Origin of the sequence: Paraburkholderia sp. SIMBA_030, from assembly GCF_046535245.1 — a bacterium.
Taxonomy (GTDB): domain Bacteria; phylum Pseudomonadota; class Gammaproteobacteria; order Burkholderiales; family Burkholderiaceae; genus Paraburkholderia.
In genome coordinates this window covers 13689-35365 of sequence record NZ_JAWRXB010000030.1, presented here as the reverse complement: position 1 = coordinate 35365, position 21677 = coordinate 13689, and the positions used below count along the sequence as shown (strand labels likewise).

Annotated in this window: 14 protein-coding genes; 8 read left to right on the top strand and 6 right to left on the bottom strand. The window is 63.6% G+C overall.

The genetic code is table 11. From position 1 onward, the window contains the following. Positions 1-41: 41 nt before the first annotated feature. Positions 42-476 carry a cupin domain-containing protein gene (locus SB772_RS35895; protein ID WP_095422038.1) on the top strand — a complete coding sequence of 145 codons (435 nt, stop codon included), beginning with the start codon at positions 42-44 and terminating at the stop codon, positions 474-476. Between the two features lie 86 nt (positions 477-562). Here the strand turns inward: SB772_RS35895 and SB772_RS35890 are convergent, their stop codons facing one another. Then, positions 563-1996 (bottom strand): polyhydroxyalkanoate depolymerase, encoded by a 1434-nt coding sequence (locus SB772_RS35890; RefSeq protein WP_410837866.1) that lies wholly within the window; start codon positions 1994-1996, stop codon positions 563-565. Positions 1997-2211: 215 nt separating this feature from the next. On the opposite strand from SB772_RS35890, the gene SB772_RS35885 reads away from it, so the two are divergent. Next, on the top strand, positions 2212-2865 hold the full coding sequence (locus SB772_RS35885; RefSeq protein WP_410837865.1) for a glutathione S-transferase family protein: 654 nt from the start codon (positions 2212-2214) through the stop codon (positions 2863-2865). 51 nt (positions 2866-2916) lie between these two features. On the opposite strand, the gene SB772_RS35880 is transcribed toward SB772_RS35885, so the two are convergent. The 3 genes from SB772_RS35880 to SB772_RS35870 form a co-directional block, all read right to left on the bottom strand. Next, positions 2917-4890, bottom strand: a complete 1974-nt coding sequence (locus SB772_RS35880) for a Cache 3/Cache 2 fusion domain-containing protein (protein WP_410837864.1) — start codon at positions 4888-4890, stop codon at positions 2917-2919. 147 nt (positions 4891-5037) lie between these two features. Then, on the bottom strand, positions 5038-7443 hold the full coding sequence (locus SB772_RS35875) for a heavy metal translocating P-type ATPase (RefSeq protein ID WP_410837863.1): 2406 nt from the start codon (positions 7441-7443) through the stop codon (positions 5038-5040). A 116-nt stretch (positions 7444-7559) separates the two neighbouring features. Continuing rightward, positions 7560-8249, bottom strand: a complete 690-nt coding sequence (locus tag SB772_RS35870; RefSeq protein ID WP_410837862.1) for an FMN-binding negative transcriptional regulator — start codon at positions 8247-8249, stop codon at positions 7560-7562. Between the two features lie 300 nt (positions 8250-8549). Here SB772_RS35870 and SB772_RS35865 point away from each other — a divergent pair, with 300 nt between their 5' ends. Both SB772_RS35865 and SB772_RS35860 read left to right on the top strand, forming a co-directional pair. Continuing rightward, positions 8550-9971, top strand: a complete 1422-nt coding sequence (locus SB772_RS35865; protein ID WP_410837861.1) for a DUF1254 domain-containing protein — start codon at positions 8550-8552, stop codon at positions 9969-9971. A gap of 200 nt (positions 9972-10171) precedes the next feature. After that, entirely contained in the window at positions 10172-13942 is a 3771-nt protein-coding gene (locus SB772_RS35860; protein WP_410837860.1) for a DUF748 domain-containing protein, read from the top strand. Positions 13943-13986: 44 nt separating this feature from the next. On the opposite strand, the gene SB772_RS35855 is transcribed toward SB772_RS35860, so the two are convergent. Further along, positions 13987-15537, bottom strand: a complete 1551-nt coding sequence (locus tag SB772_RS35855) for a PLP-dependent aminotransferase family protein (RefSeq protein ID WP_410837859.1) — start codon at positions 15535-15537, stop codon at positions 13987-13989. Positions 15538-15667: 130 nt separating this feature from the next. Here SB772_RS35855 and SB772_RS35850 point away from each other — a divergent pair, with 130 nt between their 5' ends. The 4 genes from SB772_RS35850 to SB772_RS35835 all read left to right on the top strand — a co-directional run bounded on the left by SB772_RS35850 (position 15668) and on the right by SB772_RS35835 (position 20181). Beyond that, a complete protein-coding gene (locus SB772_RS35850; RefSeq protein ID WP_410837858.1) occupies positions 15668-16765 on the top strand; it encodes an ABC transporter ATP-binding protein in 1098 nt (365 codons plus the stop codon). 106 nt (positions 16766-16871) lie between these two features. Beyond that, complete coding sequence (locus SB772_RS35845) at positions 16872-17921, top strand: ABC transporter substrate-binding protein (RefSeq protein ID WP_410837857.1); 1050 nt, start codon at positions 16872-16874, stop codon at positions 17919-17921. Between the two features lie 127 nt (positions 17922-18048). After that, positions 18049-19317 (top strand): ABC transporter permease, encoded by a 1269-nt coding sequence (locus SB772_RS35840; protein WP_410837907.1) that lies wholly within the window; start codon positions 18049-18051, stop codon positions 19315-19317. A 24-nt stretch (positions 19318-19341) separates the two neighbouring features. Next, positions 19342-20181 (top strand): ABC transporter permease, encoded by an 840-nt coding sequence (locus tag SB772_RS35835; protein WP_410837856.1) that lies wholly within the window; start codon positions 19342-19344, stop codon positions 20179-20181. Between the two features lie 28 nt (positions 20182-20209). Here SB772_RS35835 and SB772_RS35830 read toward each other — a convergent pair whose 3' ends face one another. Next, positions 20210-21670, bottom strand: coding sequence for an efflux transporter outer membrane subunit (locus SB772_RS35830; protein WP_410837855.1), 1461 nt, complete (start codon positions 21668-21670; stop codon positions 20210-20212). Between the last annotated feature and the right edge of the window lie 7 nt (positions 21671-21677).

Genomic DNA, 21677 nt, shown 5'->3' with positions numbered 1-21677 from the left:
CGTCGTTTTCAAGTACCGGCTCACTCTCCAGGAGCGCGATCATGTCTACCGAATTCGCTACGCAGTTCTCGCATGTCCGTCCGCAAGACACGTCCTACGTGGATCAGGGCTTACGCGACTTTTTTCTCTACCGCGATTTAGGCATCGCCCAAGCGACCGGCGGCAAGGTGCTCGCGCAGCTCGTCAAGGCGAATCACGCACCAGAGCAAGGCACCGGCTGGCACCGTCATGAGGCCGATTTCCACATTGTGATCATGCTGAAGGGCTGGGCTCGCTTCATGTACGGCGACAAGGAAACACTCGTTGCCGCCGGCGATTGCGTGCATCAGGCGCCGGGCATCGTCCATTATCTGTTCGATTACTCGGAAGATATGGAGTACATCGAGATCGTGTCGCCGGCCGATTTCAAATCGATCGAAGTTGAAGGTCCGTGCGACGTGCCCGCGGTGACGCCCTGGAAGAGCGTCGCGGCTTGAACGGAGTAGAGGAGTAGAGCCGGAGTAGAGGCGCCGCGGTCGCGGCGGCTCTCGTGTAACGTGTAACGGCCTTTAGAAGAAACAGCTCATTGCTCCGCCGGCGGCCGTCGCCGCACCGATCGCGCCGCTTGCGGTTTCGCGGCGGCGCCATTCGACACGGCAGCCACCGCGGCGTCCACGTCGACGTCCACCACCGCTGTTGCCGCCGGCGCCGCCGGGGTCACCTCGGCGGCCGTCGCCGCGGGCACGGGCTGAATCGTGCCCGCGCGCGAACTGACCACCACGGCGCGCGGTTCGTTGTCGTAAATGACAGCGCGCACGCGCGGATAAATCTGCCGCTCCCAGCGGTGTCCATTGAACACGCCATAGTGCCCCACACCGGTTTGCACATGATGCGTCTTCAGATACGGCCGTAACTTGTCGCACATATCCTGCGCGGCGAGCGTCTGTCCCACCGCGCAGATATCGTCTTTTTCGCCTTCGACGGTGAGCAGCGCGGTACGCCTGATCTTCGACGGTTCGACCTTGCGTCCGTCCACTTCGAGTTCATGCAACGGCAGCGCGTGCCGCTGAAAAACCGTATCGACGGTCTCCAGATAGAAATCGGCGGTCAGATCCATCGTCGCGAAGTATTCTTCATAGAAGGTGCGAATCGTGTCGGCCTTCGCCGGATCGCCCTTGGCGCGCTCGTAATACATGGTCTCGAACGAGTCGAGATGGCGGCCGAGATTCATCGACATGAACGCCGTGAGCTGCACGAAGCCCGGATACACGCGACGGTGCGCGCCCGCAAAACCGAACGGTACCGCGCTGATCAGATTCTGCTCGAACCATTCGATCGGCTTGCTCTTCGCCAGTTCGTTGACGCGTGTCGGATTGATGCGCGTGTCGATCGGGCCGGCCATCAGCGTCATGCTGGCGGGCTGCGCGGGGTGATCGTCGGCGGCCATCAGCGCGACGGCGGCGAGCGCGGCGACCGTCGGCTGACACACGGCCAGTACATGCGCGCCCGGTCCGATCGTTTCGATGGAATCGATCACGTGCTGCACGAATTCGGCGAAACCGAAACGGCCCTGGCTGAGCGGCACATCACGCGGGTTGTGCCAATCGGTGATGTAGACATCGTGCTCGGCCAGCATCGTGTGCACGGTGCCGCGCAGCAGCGTCGCGAAGTGGCCGGACATCGGCGCGATCACCAGCACGCGCGGCTGCGGAGTGGAAAGCGTGGTGTCCTTACGGAAATGCAACAGCGAACAGAATGGCGTGTGCGCGACGACTTCCTCGACGATCGCCACCGGTTTGCCTTCCGTCACAACACGTTCAATACTGAACGGCGGTCTAACGGGCGTGAGTCCGGCGAGTGTCAAAAGATCGCAGGCCGCGCGTATCGAGCGGCCGTGCGGCGTTTCGCCGAACGCAGGCCATGCGTTCAGCGAATGATTGACCAGAGCCGCGCCGTGCCGCATCGGCAGCATCATGTCGGCAAATGCCTGGTATGTGGGATATGCGAACAGGTTCATAACCTTCGCACGAATGCTAGAAAGGAAGGAAGTCGAATAGAGGCAAGTCATGTGCCAGTCATGCACATTCACTGCCTTATGCTAAGTGTACGTTGGCATAGCATTTGCACCAGTCGCTGAAGCGGGCCGGAATTGCCGTGCTTTGGTGCGCCGACGCACGGCAGCGTGCATGCGCATCGTCAGGCGTCGCGCGAACGCCTCATCAGGAGGAACGTATGACGAATACCACGCTCACCATCAGCAGCAAGAATTATTCGTCGTGGTCGCTGCGCGGCTGGTTGCTGACCAGGTTCAGCGGCCTGCCTTTCGACGAGATCGTGATGCCGATCGACGATCCCGCCGCTCGCGCCGAATTGTTGCTGCTGTCGCCGTCGATTCTGGTGCCGTGCCTCTTTCACGACGGCATCAAGATCTGGGACACGCTGGCGATTGCCGAATACCTGAACGAACTGAAGCCGGAGGCGGCGCTGTTGCCCAGGGACATCCGCGCCCGGGCACACTGCCGCTCGATCTGCGGCGAGATGCATTCGGGTTTCAGTTCGCTGCGCTCGGCGTTGCCGATGAACCTCAAGGCGCATTTTCCCGGCTTCAAGGTATGGGCGCGTGCGCAATCGGATATCGACCGCATCGTAACGATCTGGAGCGAGTGCCTGAAGCAGTACGGCGGCCCGTTTCTGTTCGGCGAGCGCACGGCGGCCGATGCGATGTACGCGCCGGTGGTGACGCGTTTCGTCACCTACGACGTCAAGCTCGATCCGGAGATCGTCGAATATGGACAGCGCATCATGGCGCTGCCCGAAATGCAGGAATGGATTGCCGACGCCCAGCAGGAAGTGGAAGAGATCGACGAACTGGACGTCGAGTTCTGACCACGGCGCGGCGGCGCGCCACGACGAAACGAGGCGCGCCGCACCGGCAACTTAGCCGCGCCCGGCTTCCAGCTTGAACACGCTGACCACCTGTGCGAGACGCGCGGCCTGATCGCGCAACTCGGCCGCCGCGTGTTCCGCCTCGCCGACGATCGTCGCATTCTGCTGGGTCGCCTCGCCGATCTGGGTGACGGCGAGGTTGACCTGTTCGATGCCGCCCGATTGCTCGCGCGACGCGACGCTGATTTCGGCCATGATCGCGCGCACCTGGCCGACCTGGTGAACGATGCCCTGCATCGTCGAGCTGGCCTCTTCGGCGATCCGGAAACCGCTTTTGACGGTCGCTGTCGATTCGGCGATCAAGCCCTCGATCTCCTTCACCGACGCCGCGCTGCGCTGCGCCAGCGCGCGCACTTCCGAGGCCACCACCGCGAAGCCCTTGCCGTGCTCCCCTGCCCGCGCCGCTTCGACGGCGGCGTTCAGCGCGAGGATATTGGTCTGGAACGCGATGCCTTCGATCACGCAGGTGATTTCGGCGATCTTCTGCGACGAGCGGCTGATTTCGCCCATCGTCGACACCACGCGTTCGACGGCGCGGCCGCCTTCCAGCGCGGCGTCGGCGGCGTTCGTGACGAGCGCGTTGGCTTGTGCGGCGTGGTCGGCGTTCTGCTGCACGGTCGAGGTGATCTGCTCCATGCTGGCCGCGGTTTCTTCGAGGCTGCTCGCTTGCGTGGCGATGCGCGCGGCAATGTCGCCGCTGCTGGCGGCAATCTTTTCGGTGCCGTAAGACATGTCGGTCGATGCGTTGCGCACTTGCGAGACGATGCGCGCAAGACCTTCGCCGATGCCGTCGATCGACTGCATCAGACGGCTGATCTCGTCGGCGCGAGCATGTGCGCTTTGCGCCACGCGCACGCTCAGGTCGCCCCCGGCGAAGCGCTCGGACGCTTTGGCGGCTTCACCGAGCGGGCGGCTCACGAGGCGGCGCACCGCGATCAGGAATACCGCCGCGAACACGCCGACCAGCGCGAAACCGATCAACAGGAAGCGGTCGCGGGTAGCGGTGACGTCGGCCATCACCTCGTCGCGCGGCGCGACACCGCCCACCAGCCAGTGCCATTCCGGCACGGTGATGAACGACACGTATTTGTCGCGCGCATTGCGCTCGCCGAGCGTCGCATCCGCCGAGCTGTATTCGAGCTGTCCTTGTTTCATTTCCAGCATTTGCTGATACGGCGCGTTGGCGTTGTCGGCGATCTGGCCGGCGGCGGCCGGATGCACGATCAGCTTGCCGCGCTCCGCGCCATTCGACGCGTTGACCACGAAGTAATAGCCGCTGTCGCCGATCTTCAGTTGGCGAATGCCGTCTTCGACCGACTGAATCTCGCTGTCCACGTTCACGCCGACAAACAGCGCGCCGATCACCCGGCCGCTCGCATCGGTAATCGGTCGGTATTGCGTGATCAAACGCTTGCCGAAGAGCGCGGCAAGCCCTGTATAGGATTTGTTCGCGACGAGCAGCGCGTACGCCGGCGCCTTGCGGTCGAGCAGCGTGCCGATCGCGCGCGAGCCGTCCTGTTTTTTAAGCGATGTCGTCACGCGCACGAAGTCGTCACCGCTGCGCGCGAACACGGTGGCCACCGCGCCGCTGCGTTCGAGAAACTGATCGGGGATCGAGAAGTCCATGTTCAGGACCTTGTCGCCGGCCTTGATGGCCGGCGTGGCGAGTCCGGTGATGTCGACCTTCTGGGTTTCGTCGAGCGTATAGCCGTTGGGCAGGAAGCTCGCGAACAGCGACATCGAGCGATCGACTTCCGTCGATAACGCTTTGTCGAACAGCGTGATCATTGCGGCGATCGAACGGTCTTTATCGGCGATGCGTTCAAGCACCTGATCGCTGATCTGCGTGCCCGCGGCGCGAGTAAGCCCCCACGTAAAGGCGGCGAAAATCAGCGCCACAAGCGCGCAGGAAAGCATTGCCAGCCTGGCGCCCACGCTGGCGCGGCGCAAAGAGAGAAGTTCCATCGGCGATTGCGGAGTAAAGAGGAAGGGTGATGCGCAGGCCACGCTTGGGCATGGCCGCCATCGAAGTCCTGTTTACGACCGCGAGGCCGATTTTCTTTAGCTTATTGAAAGCACCGCGTAATCAAGAATCACGGCGTGCTCCGGCGCTCAGCGCCCCGGCGCGCCGCGCCAGGTGCGCAGCAGCAGCGCATTGGTGACGACGCTGACGCTCGAAAACGCCATCGCCGCGCCGGCCAGCATCGGATTCAACAGGCCGAAGGCGGCAAGCGGAATGCCGATCAGGTTATAAACGAACGCCCAGAACAGGTTCTGCTGGATCTTGCGCCAGGTCTTGCGCGAGATGTCGATGGCGTCGGCCACCAGCGCCGGATCGCCGCGCATCAGCGTGATGCCGGCTGCGTGCATCGCGACGTCGGTGCCGGTCGCCATCGCGATGCCGATGTCGGCGGCGGCGAGCGCGGGGGCGTCGTTGATGCCGTCGCCCGCCATCGCGACGATTCCGGCGCTGCGGAATTTCAGATCGAGGATCACGCGGGCCTTGTCCTCCGGCAGCACTTCGGCGTGGAATTCATCGATGCCGAGCGCCTTGGCAACGCTCGCTGCGCTGCCATGGTTGTCGCCGGTGACGAGCACGCTTTTGACGCCCATCCGCGCGAGTCGCTCGATGGCGGCGCGCGCGGTCGGTTTGACGGTGTCGCCGAAGGCAATCAGCGCGAGCGCGGCGGGTGCTTGCGGATCGCGCTGCATCAGCCAGGAGACCGTGTTGCCGGCGGCTTCCAGTTCTCGCGCGCGCTCGGTGAGTCGCGACGGTAACCGGATGCCCAGTTCGTTGAGCCAGCGCGTGCTGCCGAGCGCCAGGGTGTGGCCTTGAATATCGGCTTCGACGCCACGGCCGGGGACGGCACGCGCGGCGCTCGCGGTGGTTGCCTCAGCTTTTGCGGCCGGCGCCGACGCCACCGCAGAGGACATAGCAAGCTCGTTTGCGTTGGGTCCAGGAACGTCATTGCCGCTCCTGTGCGGCGCTGCCGCGTCACCCGTCGCTAACTCATGCTCGACCTCGGCGTGCGTCGGCGAATCGCCGCTGCGCATCTCATAAGCCTTTACCACCGCCCGCGCCAACGGATGATCGCTATGCCGCTGCACCGCCGCGGCAAGTGCCAGCGCCTCATCGCGACCGATGCCGCCGATCGGTTCGAACGCCGTCATCGACGGTTGCCCGATCGTCAGCGTGCCGGTTTTATCGAACGCGACAACATTCACCCGATGCGCGGTTTCCAGCGCCTCGGCGTCCTTGATCAGCACGCCATGCCGCGCGGCGACACCGGTGCCGGCCATGATTGCCGCCGGTGTTGCCAGTCCGAGCGCGCAAGGGCAGGCGATCACCAGCACGGCGACTGCGTTCAGGATCGCGGTTTCGCCGCCCGCGCCGGCGATCAGCCAGCCCGCCAGCGTCAGCGCCGCGATCGCCAGAATCGCCGGCACGAAGATCTCGCTGACCCGGTCGACCAGCCGCTGAATCGGCGCCTTCTCGGCCTGCGCGCTTTCGACGAGGCGGATGATCCGCGCCAGCGTCGTTTCCGCGCCGATCGCGGTGGTCGTCACCGCGATCGCGCCTTCGCCGTTGATCGAGCCGGCGGTGACCGGATCGGCCACCTGCTTCGGCACCGGCAGGCTCTCGCCGGTAATCAGCGATTCGTCGATATGCGTGCGGCCTTCCAGCACCGCGCCGTCGACCGGCACGCGCTCGCCCGGCCGCACGATCACCACCGTGCCGACCCGCACTTGCGCGAGCGGCACCTCGCGTTCGTCCGCGCCGATGCGAACCCGCGCGCGGTCAGGGCGCAGCGCGTTGAGCGCGCGGATCGCATCGGTGGTCTGGCGCTTGGCGCGCGCTTCGAGCCATTTGCCGAAGCGCACCAGCGTGATCACCACCGCCGACGCTTCGAAATACAGATGCATCACGTCGCCCGGATGGCTCGCCAGTTGGTAGACGCTGATCCCGTAAGCCGCCGACGTGCCGAGTGCCACCAGCAAGTCCATGTTCCCGGCGCCGGCCCGCACGGCACGATAGGCCGCCTGATAGAAGCGCGCGCCGAAGACGAATTGCACGATGGATGCGAGCGCAAGTTGCAGCCACGGTGAAAGCATCGCGTGCAAGCCGAACCACTCGCCGACCATCGGCAGGACGAGCGGCAGCGTCAGCACGGCGGAGGCGAGCACGGCATAGCGTTCGCGGTGCGCCTTGTCGCGCTTGCTGTCGGCGATGGCGCTGTCGGCGGCCGGCGGCGCGTCTGGCGGCGCGATCAAGGTTGCCTCGTAGCCCGCTTTCTTGACGGCTTCGATCAGCGCACCCGGGCCGGAACTTGCCTCGCCAAGATTCACGGTTGCCGTTTCGGTTGCCAGATTCACCGACACGCCCGCGACGCCCGGCACTTTGGCCAGCGCCTTTTCGACGCGCATCGCGCAGGACGCGCAGGTCATCCCGCCGATGTCGAGTTCGGCGGTTTTGGCGGGCACGTCCGAGGGACGCTGGGGAGTGGCAAGTTCGGTCATGGTAGGCAAGGCTCGTGGCGGCATCAGGCCGCATCGTCAACCCAGTATTGACCTTCCCATGATGGGAAGGTCAAGGACGCTTTTGTATGACTCGGGAATGCCGCCGCAAGCGCGGGTCAGAACGCCGGCGGCGCGCCCAGCATCGCCTGGCCGACCGCCTGCTGTTCGTCGCTCGTGCGCGCCAGCAAGGTTTCAGCGGCACCGCGCCGGTCGGCGGCGTCCTTGTTCTGGCTGAGCTTCCATTTGCCGACCAGCTTTGTCACCTCGATCTCGAGGCCGACAATCGCGCCGAGCATCTGGGACAGATAGTCGGCCGGCGCGTCGCCCATTTTCCATGGCACCGCTTCGCCGGCTTCCATCTTGCGCGTGAGCCGCGCGACCAGGCCGCGCACGAAAGCCTCGTCGTCGCGTACGACGATCCGGCCGTGCGCGTGCACCACCATATAGTTGTAAGTCGGCACCTGACGGTGCGCTTCGTGTTTGCTCGGATACCAGTTCGGCGAGATGTAGGCGGCGGGGCCCTGGAAGATCACGAGCGCTTCCGGGTTGGCGGCGACTTCCTGCCAGACCGGGTTGGCACGGGCGACGTGGGCGCGCAGGATGCCGTAAGAGCGCGCGGCCCCTTCGGTTCCAGCGGGGGCTGCGTCCACGATGCCCGCTACGGGGACTAGCTGCGCGTCGAACGGCAGATGGTTCGCATCGAGCCCGTTCGGCCCATTTGTAATCAGCGTGCCGAACGGCTGGTCGGCGATCAGGCGATGGAGAACCTCTGGACGGTTCTCTTCAAAATGGGCGGGCATATACATAAAGCGCTCCGGATGCAAAAAGGGCGGCGAATGGTTGAGAACGGCGGCCGGCCAAAGGACAACATAAGCGAGGCGTCGTAAAAACGGTCAACCGTACCGCAAATGAACCCCGCGCGCTGCGCTTATTACAAAGCTCGATTCTTGCCTTTGCGCTTGCCTGGTAAGTAAGGATACGATACAACCCGATGTTGCCGGCATGGCGGCCCCTGACTTTCCGCGCTTGGCTTGGGGAGGCCACGCAAGCAGGTTCCGCTGCATCCCGACGTATCCCCTGGACCGCACGTTCCGCCACCTGAACGAATGATAAAAAATCGCCGAGAACTGTTTTCGCTTCACTGGACCTGCGCATCGCTCGCAGGCCTCGCATTTCTGGCCGGTTGCGCGTCGACACCGTCCGCCACGCAAAAAACGACCGGCTGGATCAAGGACGAAGTCGCCGATTCGTACGTGTTCGGCTACCCGCTGGTGTTGATGGGTGTCGCGCGCGATGCGGCGGTCGGCACCGATCCGGGCCAGGCGCCGATCAATAGGCTGCGTCATGCGCAGGCCTTGCCGCCGGTCGGCGCTGCCAATCCGCCGCAGCCAGGCCTCGACACGCTCGATTCGACAGGTTGGCTGGACGTCGGCGCCGAGCCGGTGATCGTCTCGTTGCCCGATTCGCATGGCCGCTACGTCGACGCCCGCGTGCTCGACATGTGGACCAACGTGGCCTGGTCGACCGGCGCACAGTTCGCCACGCGCGCAGCAGGCATCAAGGCGCAAACGATTGCGTTCGTCGGTCCGGGCTGGCAGGGCGATCTGCCCAAGGGCGTCACGCGCGTCGATGTGCCGACCCGCAACGCATGGGTGAGCGTGCGCATTCAGTCGAACGGCACGCGCGACCTGACGGCGGTGCGCAAGCTGCAACGCGCGATCCGCGTGGCGCCGCTGAGCGTCTATGCCGGCGACACGCGCTCGGCGTCGATTACGCCGCCGCGCAGCAACGCTGCCGATGCCGCCGCCGCGGCAGCGTCCGGTACGCCGGCCGCGCAGGTTGCCGCGCTAGACGCGAACGGTTTCTTCAGCCGGCTTGCACAGGCGTTGCCGGACAATCCGCCGACACCGGCCGATCCGCATGCACTGAAAATCCTCTCCGACCTCGGCGTGAAGCCCGGCGAGCCGGTGACGCTGCCGGGCGCCACCGAGGCGGTCGCCGCAGGTCTCACCGACGGCCGCGAGCGCGTCGTCACGCCGCCTTCCAATGTGCTGACCGGCAACGGCTGGAGCTGGTTCGGCGACGGCGTGGGCAACTACGGTCCCGACTATTCGATGCGCGCATATGCCGCCTATGCGCAACCGGGCATCGGCACGAAAGACGACGAAGTGCGCGCCGTCGTCACGCAGGACAGCGACGGTCGTACGCTCAACGGCGGGAACCGCTACGTGATCCACTTCGCGCCGAACCAGTTGCCGCCGGTGCGCGGCTTCTGGTCGATCACCGCTTATACCAGGGACGGCGCGCTTGGCGAAAGCGCGCCGGCGCGTCTGGCTGTCGGCGATCGCAATGGCGCGCGCCGCAATCGCGACGGCTCGCTCGACGTGACGGTGTCGCCGGCGCGCGGCAAGAGCGGCAACTGGTTGCCGGCGCCGCGCGCCGATCTGCAACTGGTGCTGCGTCTGTACGCGCCGAAGCCGCAAGTCACCGACGGCAGCTGGCAACCGCCGGCCGTTGTACGTCAGTGATATGACGGTCATCCATGAGTGGTACATAAGCAAGCGCATGTCCGTTGTCTGGCGCAACGGGCACGCGTTTGCCGTATCGCGGATGATTGTGTAAGTCAGGACTTACATTTCTATCCCGCGCAAGGTTCACGACTTATACTCCGGCTTGCGGGATTTTCGTTTTCGCGGCGGGCTTGCCGCCGCATTACCCAAGACCGAGCATGGCAAGCCTCGATAAAGCAACACTGGCATCTTCCATGCGGACCGTGCGCGACGTCGCGCAGTCACGCCGTACCCGGCATGTCATCACAGGTCTGCTGATCTTCCTCGTCGTGTTTGGCCTGCTGGGCTTTTTTGCGGCGCCGCCGCTGATTCGCTACATCGCCGAACAGCAACTCAGCAAGCAACTCGACCGGCCTGCTACGATCGGGCGCATTGCGCTCAATCCGTACACGCTCAAGCTCGAAGCCGATAACGTGCATATCGGCGAGCGTGGCGGCGCGGGCGATTTCGTCGATATTTCACGTCTCATCGTGCAGCCGTCGTGGAGTTCGCTGTTTCGCGCGGCACCGATCGTCGACGAAGTGCAGCTCGATTCGCCACGCTTTCATATCGTTCGCTACGATGCGCAGCGTTTCAATTTCACCGATCTGATCGAGAAGTTCGCGAAGCAGCCGTCCCAGCCCGCCAGCAAACCGACGCTCTTCTCCGTGTCGAACATCCGGCTCGAAAACGGCCAGATCACTTTCGACGACAAGCTGCTCGGCGCCACCCACGTGATCGATCAATGGAAGCTCGGCATTCCGTTTATCGCAACGCTGCCTTCGAAAACCAATATCTTCGTCGAGCCGTTGCTGCGCGCGCGGATCGACGGCAGTCCGCTCGCCATCGACGGCAAGACCAAGCCGTTTGCGGCGTCGCGCGAATCGGAAGTGTCGCTGCGCTTTGACGGGCTCGACGTGCCGCGCCTGATCTCCTACGTGCCGACCAGGTTGCCGGTGATCGTGCAGAGCGGCAAGCTGTCCACCGATCTCAAGCTCAACTTCGTGGTCTCCAACGACGTGCCGTCACTGCGCGTGGCGGGCACCGTCGATATGAGCGATGTGGACGTGCGCGATCAGAGCAAGGCGCCGTTCTTTGCGGCGCACGCGTTGCATGTGGCCGCTGCGACGCTCGAGCCGTTAAAGAGCGTGTATCACTTCGACGAGATCCGCATCGACGCGCCGAGCGCCGATCTTGCGCGTGATAAGGCGGGTGTGCTGAGTGTCGAGCGGATGTTCGCATCTGCACCTTCGGCTGCGGCTTCTGCATCTGAGGCTGCATCTGCACCCGAAGCGCCCGCCACGACGAAGAACCAGGCGAGCGCGCCGGTTACGGCATCCGGCGCAGCCGCTACGGAAAAAGCCGCACCGCCTTTGGACCTGTCGGTCAAACGCTTTGTGCTCAACGACGGCACGGTGAATGTGCACGACGAAGCGGCCTCGCGACCGGTCGACCTCGGCCTGCAAAAACTGGCCGTCACGTTGACGGATTTCTCGACGCTCGCCGCGGCGCCCGCGCATTACACGGTGAACACCGCCTTCAAGGACGGTGCCGGTTCGCTCGGTGTGGCGGGCACATTCGGCCTTGTCGCGAAGACCGCCAGCGCGAAGCTCGACCTGAAATCGTTGCCGTTGCCGCTGCTGCAACCGTATCTCGACGCCGCAACCGCGGCGCAAGTTGTCGACGGCGCGCTGTCCGCAACGGCGGACATCGGCGCGAACTGGTCGAAGTCGCCGGCTGCGGTGATGGTCTCCGACACGCAACTGGATCTGCAATCGCTGAAACTCGCGGCGCGTGGCAGCAAGGAGCCGGTCGTCTCGCTCGCGCAAGGCCGCGTGACGGTCAAGCAGGTCGACGTGGCGGGCCGTACCGCCGATATCGCCGGCGTCGACACGACCGGCCTGGTGGTCAATGCGCAGCGTCTGAAGGACGGCAGCATCGACCTCGCCGCGCTTGCCGGCCCGCATCAAACCGCGCAGCCACGCACGGCGATTCACGCGGTGAAGAAGGCGCACGAGCAAGGGCCCGCATGGCACTACAAGATCGGCGAGCTCAACCTGAAAGACGCGACCGCCAATTTCACGGACGACACCACCCCGCAACCGGTCAAGCTGAGCGTCACGCCGCTGCAACTCAAAGTGCAGCAGATCAGCGACGACCTGAGCCGCCCGCTGCCGATCGATCTGCAAGCAACGCTGAACAAGAAAGGCACGCTCGGCCTGACCGGCAATGTGACGGCGACGCCGCTCAAAGTCGCGTTGAAGGTGAACGCGAACCGGCTCGACGCGGCGGCGTTCGAACCGTACTTCGGCAGCAAGCTGAACGCGGTGATCGCGAGCGCGTTGCTCAACGCGAACGGCGACCTCGCGCTGACCCAGGCGAAGGCGCTGAAAGCGACCTACCGCGGCGATATGGCGCTAGTCGACGTGCGGATGCTCGGCAAGGCCACATCGGACCCGTTCGCCGGCTGGGGTTCGCTCGCGCTGACCAACTTGAAGGCCGACTACGACGAGCATGGCGGTACGGCGGTCGACGCGGCACGCGTGACGTTCACGAAGTTCTATGGCCGCGTGCTGCTCAACGCGCAAGGCAAGCTGAACCTGAGCGACGTGGTCGCGCACGAAAGCGGCGAGGCACAGTCGCTCACGCACGACAAGAGCGGCGCCGAGCCGGTGCGGTTGACGCCGCAGACGGCGTCCGCGCCGGTGCCATCATCGGCTACGCCGGCCACCGTGACCGCCGCCACGCCGCCGCAGAGCCCCGTCAAGCTGCATTTCGGCCAGCTGGTGCTGCAACAGGGCCGCGTGACCTACACCGACAACTTCATCAAGCCGAACTACACCGCGAACCTGGTCGGCATTCAAGGTACGGTCGGTGCGTTCGGCACGCAATCGACCACGCCGGCGCCTGTCGACGTCGCCGCGAAACTGGCGGCCAACGGTCCGATATCGATTCGCGGCACGGTCAATCCGCTGATCGCCAAGCCATCACTCGATTTGACTGCCAGCGCGCACGATATCGAGCTGACCAACCTCACGCCGTATTCGGCGAAATACGCCGGGTATCCGATCACCAAGGGCAAGCTGAACGTCGATCTGCACTACAAGCTCGACAACGATCAGTTGAACGCGGACAACCATCTGTTCATCGATCAGCTCACGTTCGGCGATCACGTCGAGAACGATACGGCGACCAAGCTGCCGGTGCGTCTCGCGATCTCGCTGCTGAAAAACTCGCGCGGCGAAATCAACGTGAATCTTCCAGTGTCGGGCTCGTTGTCGAATCCGGAGTTCAGCATCGGCGGGCTGATCTGGCATGCGGTGCTGAATCTGTTGCAAAAGGCCGTCACCGCGCCGTTCTCGCTGATCGCCAACGCATTCGGCGGCGGTGGCGAGGAATTGGGCTACGTCGAGTTCGATCCGGGTTCGGCGAAACTCTCGGATGCCGGTGAGAAAAAGCTCGATACCGTCGTGAAGGCCCTGGCCGACAAGACGTCGATTCGTATCGACCTGATCGGCCGCGTCGATCCGGCTGTCGACGAACCAGGGTTGCGTGACCGTTACGTCGAGCGGGTGGTCAAGCAGCAGAAGATCAAGGATGTGGTGGGCAATGGCGAGAGCGTGGATTTGTCGACCGTCACCGTCGATCCGAACGAATACGACAAGTATTTGACCAAGGCCTACAAGGCGGCCGACTTCAAGAAGCCGCGCAACTTTGTCGGCTTGACCAAGGGCCTGCCGGACGACGAGATGAAGAGCGCGCTGGCCGCCCACGCGCCGATCGACGACGCCAGCTTGCGCGAGCTCGCGCAGCAGCGGGCGCAACGCGTGCGGCAGTATTTTGAAGGCAAGATCGACAGCAGCCGCGTGTTTGTCGTCGCGCCGAAACTGAATGCTGACGGCATCAAGGACAAGGGCGCGACGACGCGGGTGGACTTTGGCTTGAAGTGATGCGTTGTGGCCGGCACGCCCCTGGTATTGCAAGGGCGTGCGCGTTAAGCGGCGCGCGTTGGCGCTTTCAATGCCGTCTGCTCGATCACACGCGCGAGCGTGTCGAAGGCCGGGCCGATCTTGTCGTTAGCCACGCACGCATAACCCAGCAGCAGTCCGCGCCGCGCGGGCGTTTCGCTGCTGTAGTAACTGGCGAGCGGCCGCACGATCACGCCGGCATCGTAAGCGGCCGCCGTTACCGCGCGATCGTTCGCATAATCGGGCAAGCCGAGCACCAGATGCAAACCGGCCTCGTCGCCCATCACCGGCAGTTCGTCGCCGAAACGCGCGGTGATCGCGTCGATCAGAATCTGCCGCCGCTCGCCGTACAGCGCCCGCATGCGCCGCACGTGCGACGTGAGATGGCCGTCCATGATGAAATCGGTCATCACCGCCTGCTGCATCAACTGCCCCTCGCGATACAACTCGGCAACGCCCGTGCGAAACGTATCCACCAGATGCTCCGGCGCGATCATGTAGCCGATCCGCAAACCCGGAAACAGCATCTTCCCCAGACTGCCGACATAGATCACCTGGCCGGTTTCATCGAGTCCTTGCAGCGACGCCAGCGGACGGCTGCCGTAGCGGAACTCGCTGTCGTAGTCGTCTTCGATGATCCACACGTTGTGCTGGCGCGCGTATTCGAGCAGCGTGCGGCGGCGCGCGAGACTCATCACCATGCCGAGCGGATACTGATGCGACGGCGTGACCAACGCCAGACGCGGCGGCTGTTGCAGATCCTGCTCGCGCGGGTTGAGCCCTTCGTCGTCGACCGGCACCGGTACTAGCGTAATCCCCGACGATTGCAGCACGCTGCGCGCGCCCCAATAGCACGGTTCTTCGACCCACGCGCGATCGCCGACATCGGTCAGCAAACGCACCGCCAGATCGATCGACTGATGAATGCCGGTCGTGATGATGATCTGGTCCGGCGTGCAATTGACCGAGCGCGCGACCCGCAGGTAATCCGATAGCGCTCGCCGCAACGGCCGGTAGCCGCCGCCGGGCGCATAGGTCAGCAGATCGGGATTGGCTTCTTTCCACAACCTTGCCTGCAAGCGGCTCCACGTGCGCGCCGGAAATTCGGCGACGTCGGGCACACCCGGCATGAACGCGCCCCATTGTTTGGCTGACACGCCGGCCTGATCGATCAGCCTTCGTCCGCGGGTCGAGAGGTCGTCGAGCTCGCGTTTGGGCGGCGTCGCAGCCGCGGCAGACGCCGCTGGATTGCCCTCCGGGCCGACACTCGCCACCGGCTTCTTGCGCGCATTCACCGCGGCGCTGTCGGGCCGCGTGTCGGCGACATAGGTGCCGCTGCCGGTGGTCGAGATCACATAGCCTTCGGCGGTCAACTGGTCGTAGACGTGCAGCACCGTATTGCGCGCGATGCCGAGGTCCGCGGCAAGCGTGCGCGAGCTCGGCAGCTTGGTGCCGGGCGGCAGTTGGCCGGTCAGGATGGCTTGCTGCATCAGCCGCAGCGTCTGCCTGTAGACCGGTTCGGCGGCCGCGCGGTCGAGCCGCGCGACAAGCCAGTCCGACAAGATCACGGTGTCCAAGTGGTTCTATCCGGAATAATGAAATGGTTCCATATTGTAGAACCGTAAGGGACTATAGTGAGCCACGCAATTGTTGCAATCCCTCTGTTTCGACGAGGGAGCCAGCCGGAACGTAGAGGAGACTAGTGCAATGAAAACCGATGACGTGATCGTCAGCTTTCGGGGTGTGCGCAAGACATATGACGGCGAAACGCTGGTCGTCAAACAGCTCGATCTGGATATCTATCAGGGTGAATTCCTGACGCTGCTCGGGCCATCAGGCTCCGGCAAAACCACTTGTCTGATGATGCTGGCGGGCTTCGAATTCCCCACCGGCGGCGAAATCTGGCTGGACGGCACGCTGCTCAATACCGTGCCGCCGCATAAGCGCAATATCGGCATGGTGTTTCAGAACTACGCGCTGTTTCCACATCTGACGGTCGAGCAGAACGTCGCGTATCCGCTGACCGTGCGCAAACTTTCGGCCGAAGAACGGGCGCATCGCGTCGATAACGCGCTGAAGATGGTGCGTATGGAGAGCTTCGCAAAGCGTTATCCGGCGCAGCTTTCCGGCGGTCAGCAGCAACGCATTGCGCTGGCGCGGGCGCTGGTGTTCGAACCGAAGCTCGTGCTGATGGACGAGCCGCTCGGTGCGCTGGACAAACAGTTGCGCGAACACATGCAGTACGAACTTAAATCATTGCACGAGAAGCTCGGCGTCACGTTCGTGTACGTCACGCACGATCAGGGCGAGGCGTTGACCATGTCCGATCGCGTCGCCGTGTTCGACAAGGGCATCGTGCAGCAACTCGATACCGTGGACCGTCTGTACGAATCGCCGTGCAACGAGTTCGTCGCGAATTTCATCGGCGACAGCAACAAGCTGCGCGGCACGGTCGCTAACGTCGACGGCGAGTACTGCGAGTTTCATCTGATTGACGGCACACGGCTGACTGGCCGCAATATCAGTGGCGCGCGCGCGGGTACGCCGGCAGTTGCGTGTATCCGGCCCGAGCGCATGAAGCTCGCGAACGGCGTGTCGCGGCCCGGCGCCAACGCGCTAAGCGGCGAGGCACGTGGGTTGATCTATTTCGGGGACCATGTGCGCATGCGTTGTGGCCTGCCGCAACAGGACGAGTGCTTTGTCAAGGTGCCGCTCGGCACGGAATTGCTCGAAACCTTCGCGCCCGGCGCACCGGTGGCGCTGGAGTTCGCGCCCGAGCATCTGCGGGTGTTCGCAGGGGCGTGAACGCATTGGCGCGTGGCTTGTTGAACGCGGGCAGGTCGCATAAGCAGCACAAAAAAGTCGCACTGTATTTAGCTGAAAGTACACCACCAAAGGAGAGCAACATACCATGAGCAAGATCGGGAAATCGCGCTGCGCCATCGCTGTCGGTGCTGTGGCGCTCGCGCTGGGCGCCGCGCAGGTTAATGCCGCTGAACTGACAGTCGTTAATTTTGGCGGCGCGAATGGCGACGCGCAAAAGGTCGCATTCAACCAGCCGTTCGAATCGCAAACCGGCAACAAGGTGACCGCCGTCGAATATAACGGTGAGCAGGCCAAAGTGAAGGCGATGGTCGAAGCGAAGCATGTGAACTGGGACGTGGTGGAAGTCGAATCCGGCGACATCGGCCGTGGCTGTGATGAAGGGCTGTACGAGAAGCTCGACTGGTCGAAGATCGGCAAGAAGTCGGATCTGATTCCGGAAGCGCCGCAAACCTGCGGCGTGGGTTTCTTCGTGTGGTCGACGGCACTCGCTTATAACGCCGACAAGCTGAAAACCGCGCCGACCGGCTGGGCTGACTTCTGGGACGTGAAGAAATTCCCGGGCAAGCGCGCAATGCGCAAGGGCGCGCGCTACAACCTCGAGTTCGCGTTGATGGCCGACGGCGTCGCGCCGAAGGACGTCTACAAAGTGCTCGCCACCAAGGAAGGCCAGGACCGCGCATTCAAGAAGCTCGACGAACTGAAGCCGAATATCCAGTGGTGGGAAGCGGGCGCGCAGCCGCCGCAGTTCCTCGTGGCGGGTGACGTGGTGATGTCCACAGCGTACAACGGCCGCATCGACGCCGCGCAGAAGGAAGGCAAGAACCTCAAGGTGGTGTGGAACGGCAGCATTTACGACCTCGACTACTGGGGGATTCCGAAGGGCACGCCGAACAAGGCGCTGGCGGAAAAGTACATCGCCTATTCGATTTCGGCGAAGCCGCAGCAGGACTACGCGCACCACATCGCGTACGGTCCGGTGAACGTGACGGCGATCAAGGCGCTCGATGCGAAGACGCTCGCCAATCTGCCGAACTCGCCGGCCAACGGCAAGAACGCGGTGCTGCAGAATCTCGCGTTCTGGACCGACCATGGCGATGAACTGGAGCAACGTTTTTCGTCGTGGGCTTCGAAGTAAGTAGCCGGGTGTGAGAAGGCGCGGCTTGCCTGGTGAAGCCGCGTCGTATCGATGCAATAAAACGCGCGCAGGTCTGATTGATATGCGCGCACGGCCTGATGCAAAGTAAGGGACAGGTGTGACTACGATGACGATCGCCGCCGATACGACGCCTGAGTCGAGCGGCAGACTCAAGCGCGAACTGAAGGCCGCCGAAGCGAAAAAACGCGCCATGGCGCTGCTGCTGATCGCGCCGCTCGCAATTTTTCTGCTGCTGATTTTTGTCGTGCCGATCGGCGCGCTGCTCACGCGCGCCGCGCAGAATCCGGAAGTGATCAACGCATTGCCGCATACGCTGAATGCACTCGCCGGCTGGGATCGCAAAACAGCGCCTCCTGACGCCGCCTACGCCGCATTGGCCGTAGATCTCACCGCGATCGCGGACAGCGACGGTATGGGCGCGCTCGCTCGGCGCCTGAACGTCGAGATTCCGGGCTATCGCTCGCTGGTCGCAAAATCGGCCCGCGCCATGCCGTTCGCCGATGACAACAGCAAGCCGTTGACGCTCACGCCGGCCCAGCTTCACGCGAAGTTCGTCGAACTCGACGAACGCTGGAACGACGTCGCTTACTGGCAGGCTATCGCGAAGAACTCGGGCGCCTACTCGCCGTTCTATCTGCTGGCTTCGTTAGACCATAAGCAGGACGCGTTCGGTCACATTATTCCGACCGATCCCGACCAACAGATCTATCTCGCCGTGTTCAGCCGCACCTTTGTGATCGGCGCGGCCGTCACAATTTTCGCGCTGCTGCTCGGTTACCCGCTCGCGTATTGGATCTCCACGCTCTCCGATCGTCGCGCGAATCTGGTGATGATTCTCGTGCTGATTCCGTTCTGGACCTCGATCCTCGTGCGCGTCGCCGCATGGATCGTGATTCTGCAAAGCGAGGGACTGGTGAACAAGGCGCTGATCGGCAGCGGTCTGCTGCATGATCCGCTATCGCTGCTGTTCAATCGTACCGGCGTGTACATCTCGATGACGCATATCCTGTTGCCGTTCATGATCCTGCCGCTGTACAGCGTGATGAAGTCGATCCCGCCGACCTACCAGCGCGCCGCGATCTCGCTCGGCAGCCATCCGTTCGCCGCGTTCTGGCGCGTGTACGTGCCGCAGACCTATCCGGGCATCGGCGCGGGCGCGTTGCTGGTGTTCATTCTGGCGATCGGCTACTACATCACGCCGGCATTGCTTGGCGGACCGAACGATCAGATGGTCAGCTACTACGTCGCGTATTTCACCAACGTGACGATCAACTGGGGCATGGCGTGTGCGCTCGGCGGCTTGCTGCTCGCCGCGACGCTCGTGCTGTATGTCATCTACGGACGCTTTACGCGTTCGTCCCTGAGCCTCGGCTGATCGCCTGAACGGAGCTTACTCGCGATGAAACTTGCCAAGCCCTTGTTTGCGCCGCATACGTCCCTGATTGAACGCGTGTGGTACTTCGCGTTGCGCGCGCTGGCCGTGCTCACGCTGCTGTATCTGATCCTGCCGGTACTGGCGATCGTCCCGTTGTCGTTTTCGTCGAGCACGTTTCTGGTGTATCCGATTCCGGGCTGGTCGCTGCGCTGGTATGAGAACCTGATCGGGTCCAATGAATGGCGCATGGCGGCCAAGAACAGTTTCATCGTGGCGCCGTCCGCGACCGTCGTGGCGACGTTCCTCGGCACCCTGGCCGCAATCGGCCTGACCAAAGCGAACTTCCGCGGCAAGGCGCTGCTGATGGCGATTCTGATTTCGCCGATGATCGTGCCGGTGGTCGTGGTCGGCGTCGGCATGTATCTGTTTTTTGCGCCGCTTGGATTGGCGAATACGTATATCGGGCTGATTCTCGCGCATGCGTCGCTGGGCGTGCCGTTCGTCGTGACGACGGTGGCGGCCACGTTGCAAGGCTTCAACCACAACCTGGTGCGCGCGAGTTTGTCGCTGGGCGCGAATCCGGTGAAGACGTTCTTCCGCATCACGTTGCCGGTGATCGCGCCGGGCGTGATTTCGGGCGCGCTGTTCGCGTTCGCGACTTCGTTCGACGAAGTCGTCGTGACGCTATTCCTCGCCGGTGCGAATCAGACGACCTTGCCGCGTCAGATGTTTACCGGTATCCGCGAAAATATCAGCCCGACTATCGCAGCGCTGGCGACGATTCTGATCGTGTTCTCCACCTGCCTGTTGCTGGCGTTGGAATGGCTGCGTGGGCGCAATGCGGCGCGGGCGGTGGCGGCGTAGCGTGATTGGTTGCCCAGGTGTGGGATGGCTACGGCGTTGAAGTCGTTGTCGCGGCCTGCCACCCACCACCCAGCGATTGAAACAACGCAGCCGTATCGGCGAACCGGTCGGCCTGCGCGCGGGTACGGTCGAGCGCGGTTTGCAACACCTGACGCTGCGTATCGAGCAGGCCGAACTGGCTGACACCACCCGCCGAATACTGCGCGTGCGCGATATCCAGGCTCGCCTGCGCTTGCTGTGCGGCATCATCGCGCGCCTGCAGTTCATGGGCATCGTTTTGCAGTGCCCTCAGCGTGTCCGCCACCTGTTGCAACGCCTGCAGCACCGTCTGCTGATAGTCGGCGAGCGCAGCATCGTAAGCCGCCTGTGCCGAGCGTTTCCTCGCGCGTAGTTCGCCGCCGCGGAAAATCGGTTGGGTGAGATTCAGGCCGAAATTCCAGATGTTCAGCCCACTGACTACGTCCCGAATGTTGGTGCGCTCCGATCCGATCCCGGCGGAAAGGGCGAATTGCGGATACAGGTTCGCCGTCGCCACACCGACATTCGCGCTCGCCTGATGCAGCAACGCTTCCGAAGCACGGATGTCGGGCCGCTCGCGTGCGAGCGTCGACGGCAGCGTGAGCGGCAATGTGTCCGGCAGATGCAGTGAATCGAGCGTCAGCTCGGCAAAGTCCGCCTTCGAGGGCGGCATGCCGAGCAGGATCGCGAGTTGATGATCGGTCTGCGCGAGTTGTGTCGCGAGTGGCGGCAACGACGCACGGGTCTGCGCGAGCAGCGTGCGCTGGCTGCGCACGTCCAGTTGCGAGACGCCGCCTGCCGCGAACCGTCTTTCTGTGATATCGAGTTGCTGCGCCTGGGTGTCCACGAGGTGCTGCGTCAAGGCGATCTGCTGCTTCAAAGACGCGCGCCGAACCGTAGTCGAAACCACATTGCCCGCGAGCGAGAGCCGCGCGGCTTCGAACTCGAACGACTGATAGTCGACTTGCGCCATGAGCGCTTCCAGCGTCCGGCGATTGCCGCCGAAAATATCGAGCGCATACGACACGCTCACCGACGCGTTGTAAAGCGTAAACGGCCCCGGATTGGGCACCTTCGGAATACCGAACGCCGCGATGTCGACCTGCTGCCGCACCCCGGATACCGTCGCGTCGACGGCCGGAAATGTGGCCGCACCGAATTGCGCGTTGTAGTTTTCGCGCGCCTCGATGAGTTTCGCGCGGGCTTGCGCGAGCGTGGGGCTTTGTTGCAAGGCCTGCTCGACGAGACGGTTGAGCGCATCGGATTGAAACTGCTGCCACCACATCGGTGTTGCATGTTCAGCCGCGACAAATGTCTGCGATGCGCCAGCCACACCGCTGGCCGCGACGGTCGCGGCGGGTTGCGCTTCATGCATGTAGGTCTGCGTGTCCGGCGCCGCGGGCGTATGAAAATCCGGCCCCACCGCGCACCCGCACAGCGCGACGACGGATAAGACAGCGAGCGGCTTCATCGACCGA

What these genes read in the sequence shown, in the direction of transcription:
- SB772_RS35875 (WP_410837863.1), bottom strand. Translation starts at nt 7,443, where the DNA reads ATGACCGAACTTGCCACTCCCCAGCGTCCCTCGGACGTGCCCGCCAAA.
- SB772_RS35835 (WP_410837856.1), top strand. Translation starts at nt 19,342, where the DNA reads ATGAAACTTGCCAAGCCCTTGTTTGCGCCGCATACGTCCCTGATTGAA.
- SB772_RS35850 (WP_410837858.1), top strand. Translation starts at nt 15,668, where the DNA reads ATGAAAACCGATGACGTGATCGTCAGCTTTCGGGGTGTGCGCAAGACA.
- SB772_RS35860 (WP_410837860.1), top strand. Translation starts at nt 10,172, where the DNA reads ATGGCAAGCCTCGATAAAGCAACACTGGCATCTTCCATGCGGACCGTG.
- SB772_RS35845 (WP_410837857.1), top strand. Translation starts at nt 16,872, where the DNA reads ATGAGCAAGATCGGGAAATCGCGCTGCGCCATCGCTGTCGGTGCTGTG.
- SB772_RS35890 (WP_410837866.1), bottom strand. Translation starts at nt 1,996, where the DNA reads ATGAACCTGTTCGCATATCCCACATACCAGGCATTTGCCGACATGATG.
- SB772_RS35880 (WP_410837864.1), bottom strand. Translation starts at nt 4,890, where the DNA reads ATGGAACTTCTCTCTTTGCGCCGCGCCAGCGTGGGCGCCAGGCTGGCA.
- SB772_RS35885 (WP_410837865.1), top strand. Translation starts at nt 2,212, where the DNA reads ATGACGAATACCACGCTCACCATCAGCAGCAAGAATTATTCGTCGTGG.
- SB772_RS35870 (WP_410837862.1), bottom strand. Translation starts at nt 8,249, where the DNA reads ATGTATATGCCCGCCCATTTTGAAGAGAACCGTCCAGAGGTTCTCCAT.
- SB772_RS35840 (WP_410837907.1), top strand. Translation starts at nt 18,049, where the DNA reads ATGACGATCGCCGCCGATACGACGCCTGAGTCGAGCGGCAGACTCAAG.
- SB772_RS35895 (WP_095422038.1), top strand. Translation starts at nt 42, where the DNA reads ATGTCTACCGAATTCGCTACGCAGTTCTCGCATGTCCGTCCGCAAGAC.
- SB772_RS35830 (WP_410837855.1), bottom strand. Translation starts at nt 21,670, where the DNA reads ATGAAGCCGCTCGCTGTCTTATCCGTCGTCGCGCTGTGCGGGTGCGCG.
- SB772_RS35865 (WP_410837861.1), top strand. Translation starts at nt 8,550, where the DNA reads ATGATAAAAAATCGCCGAGAACTGTTTTCGCTTCACTGGACCTGCGCA.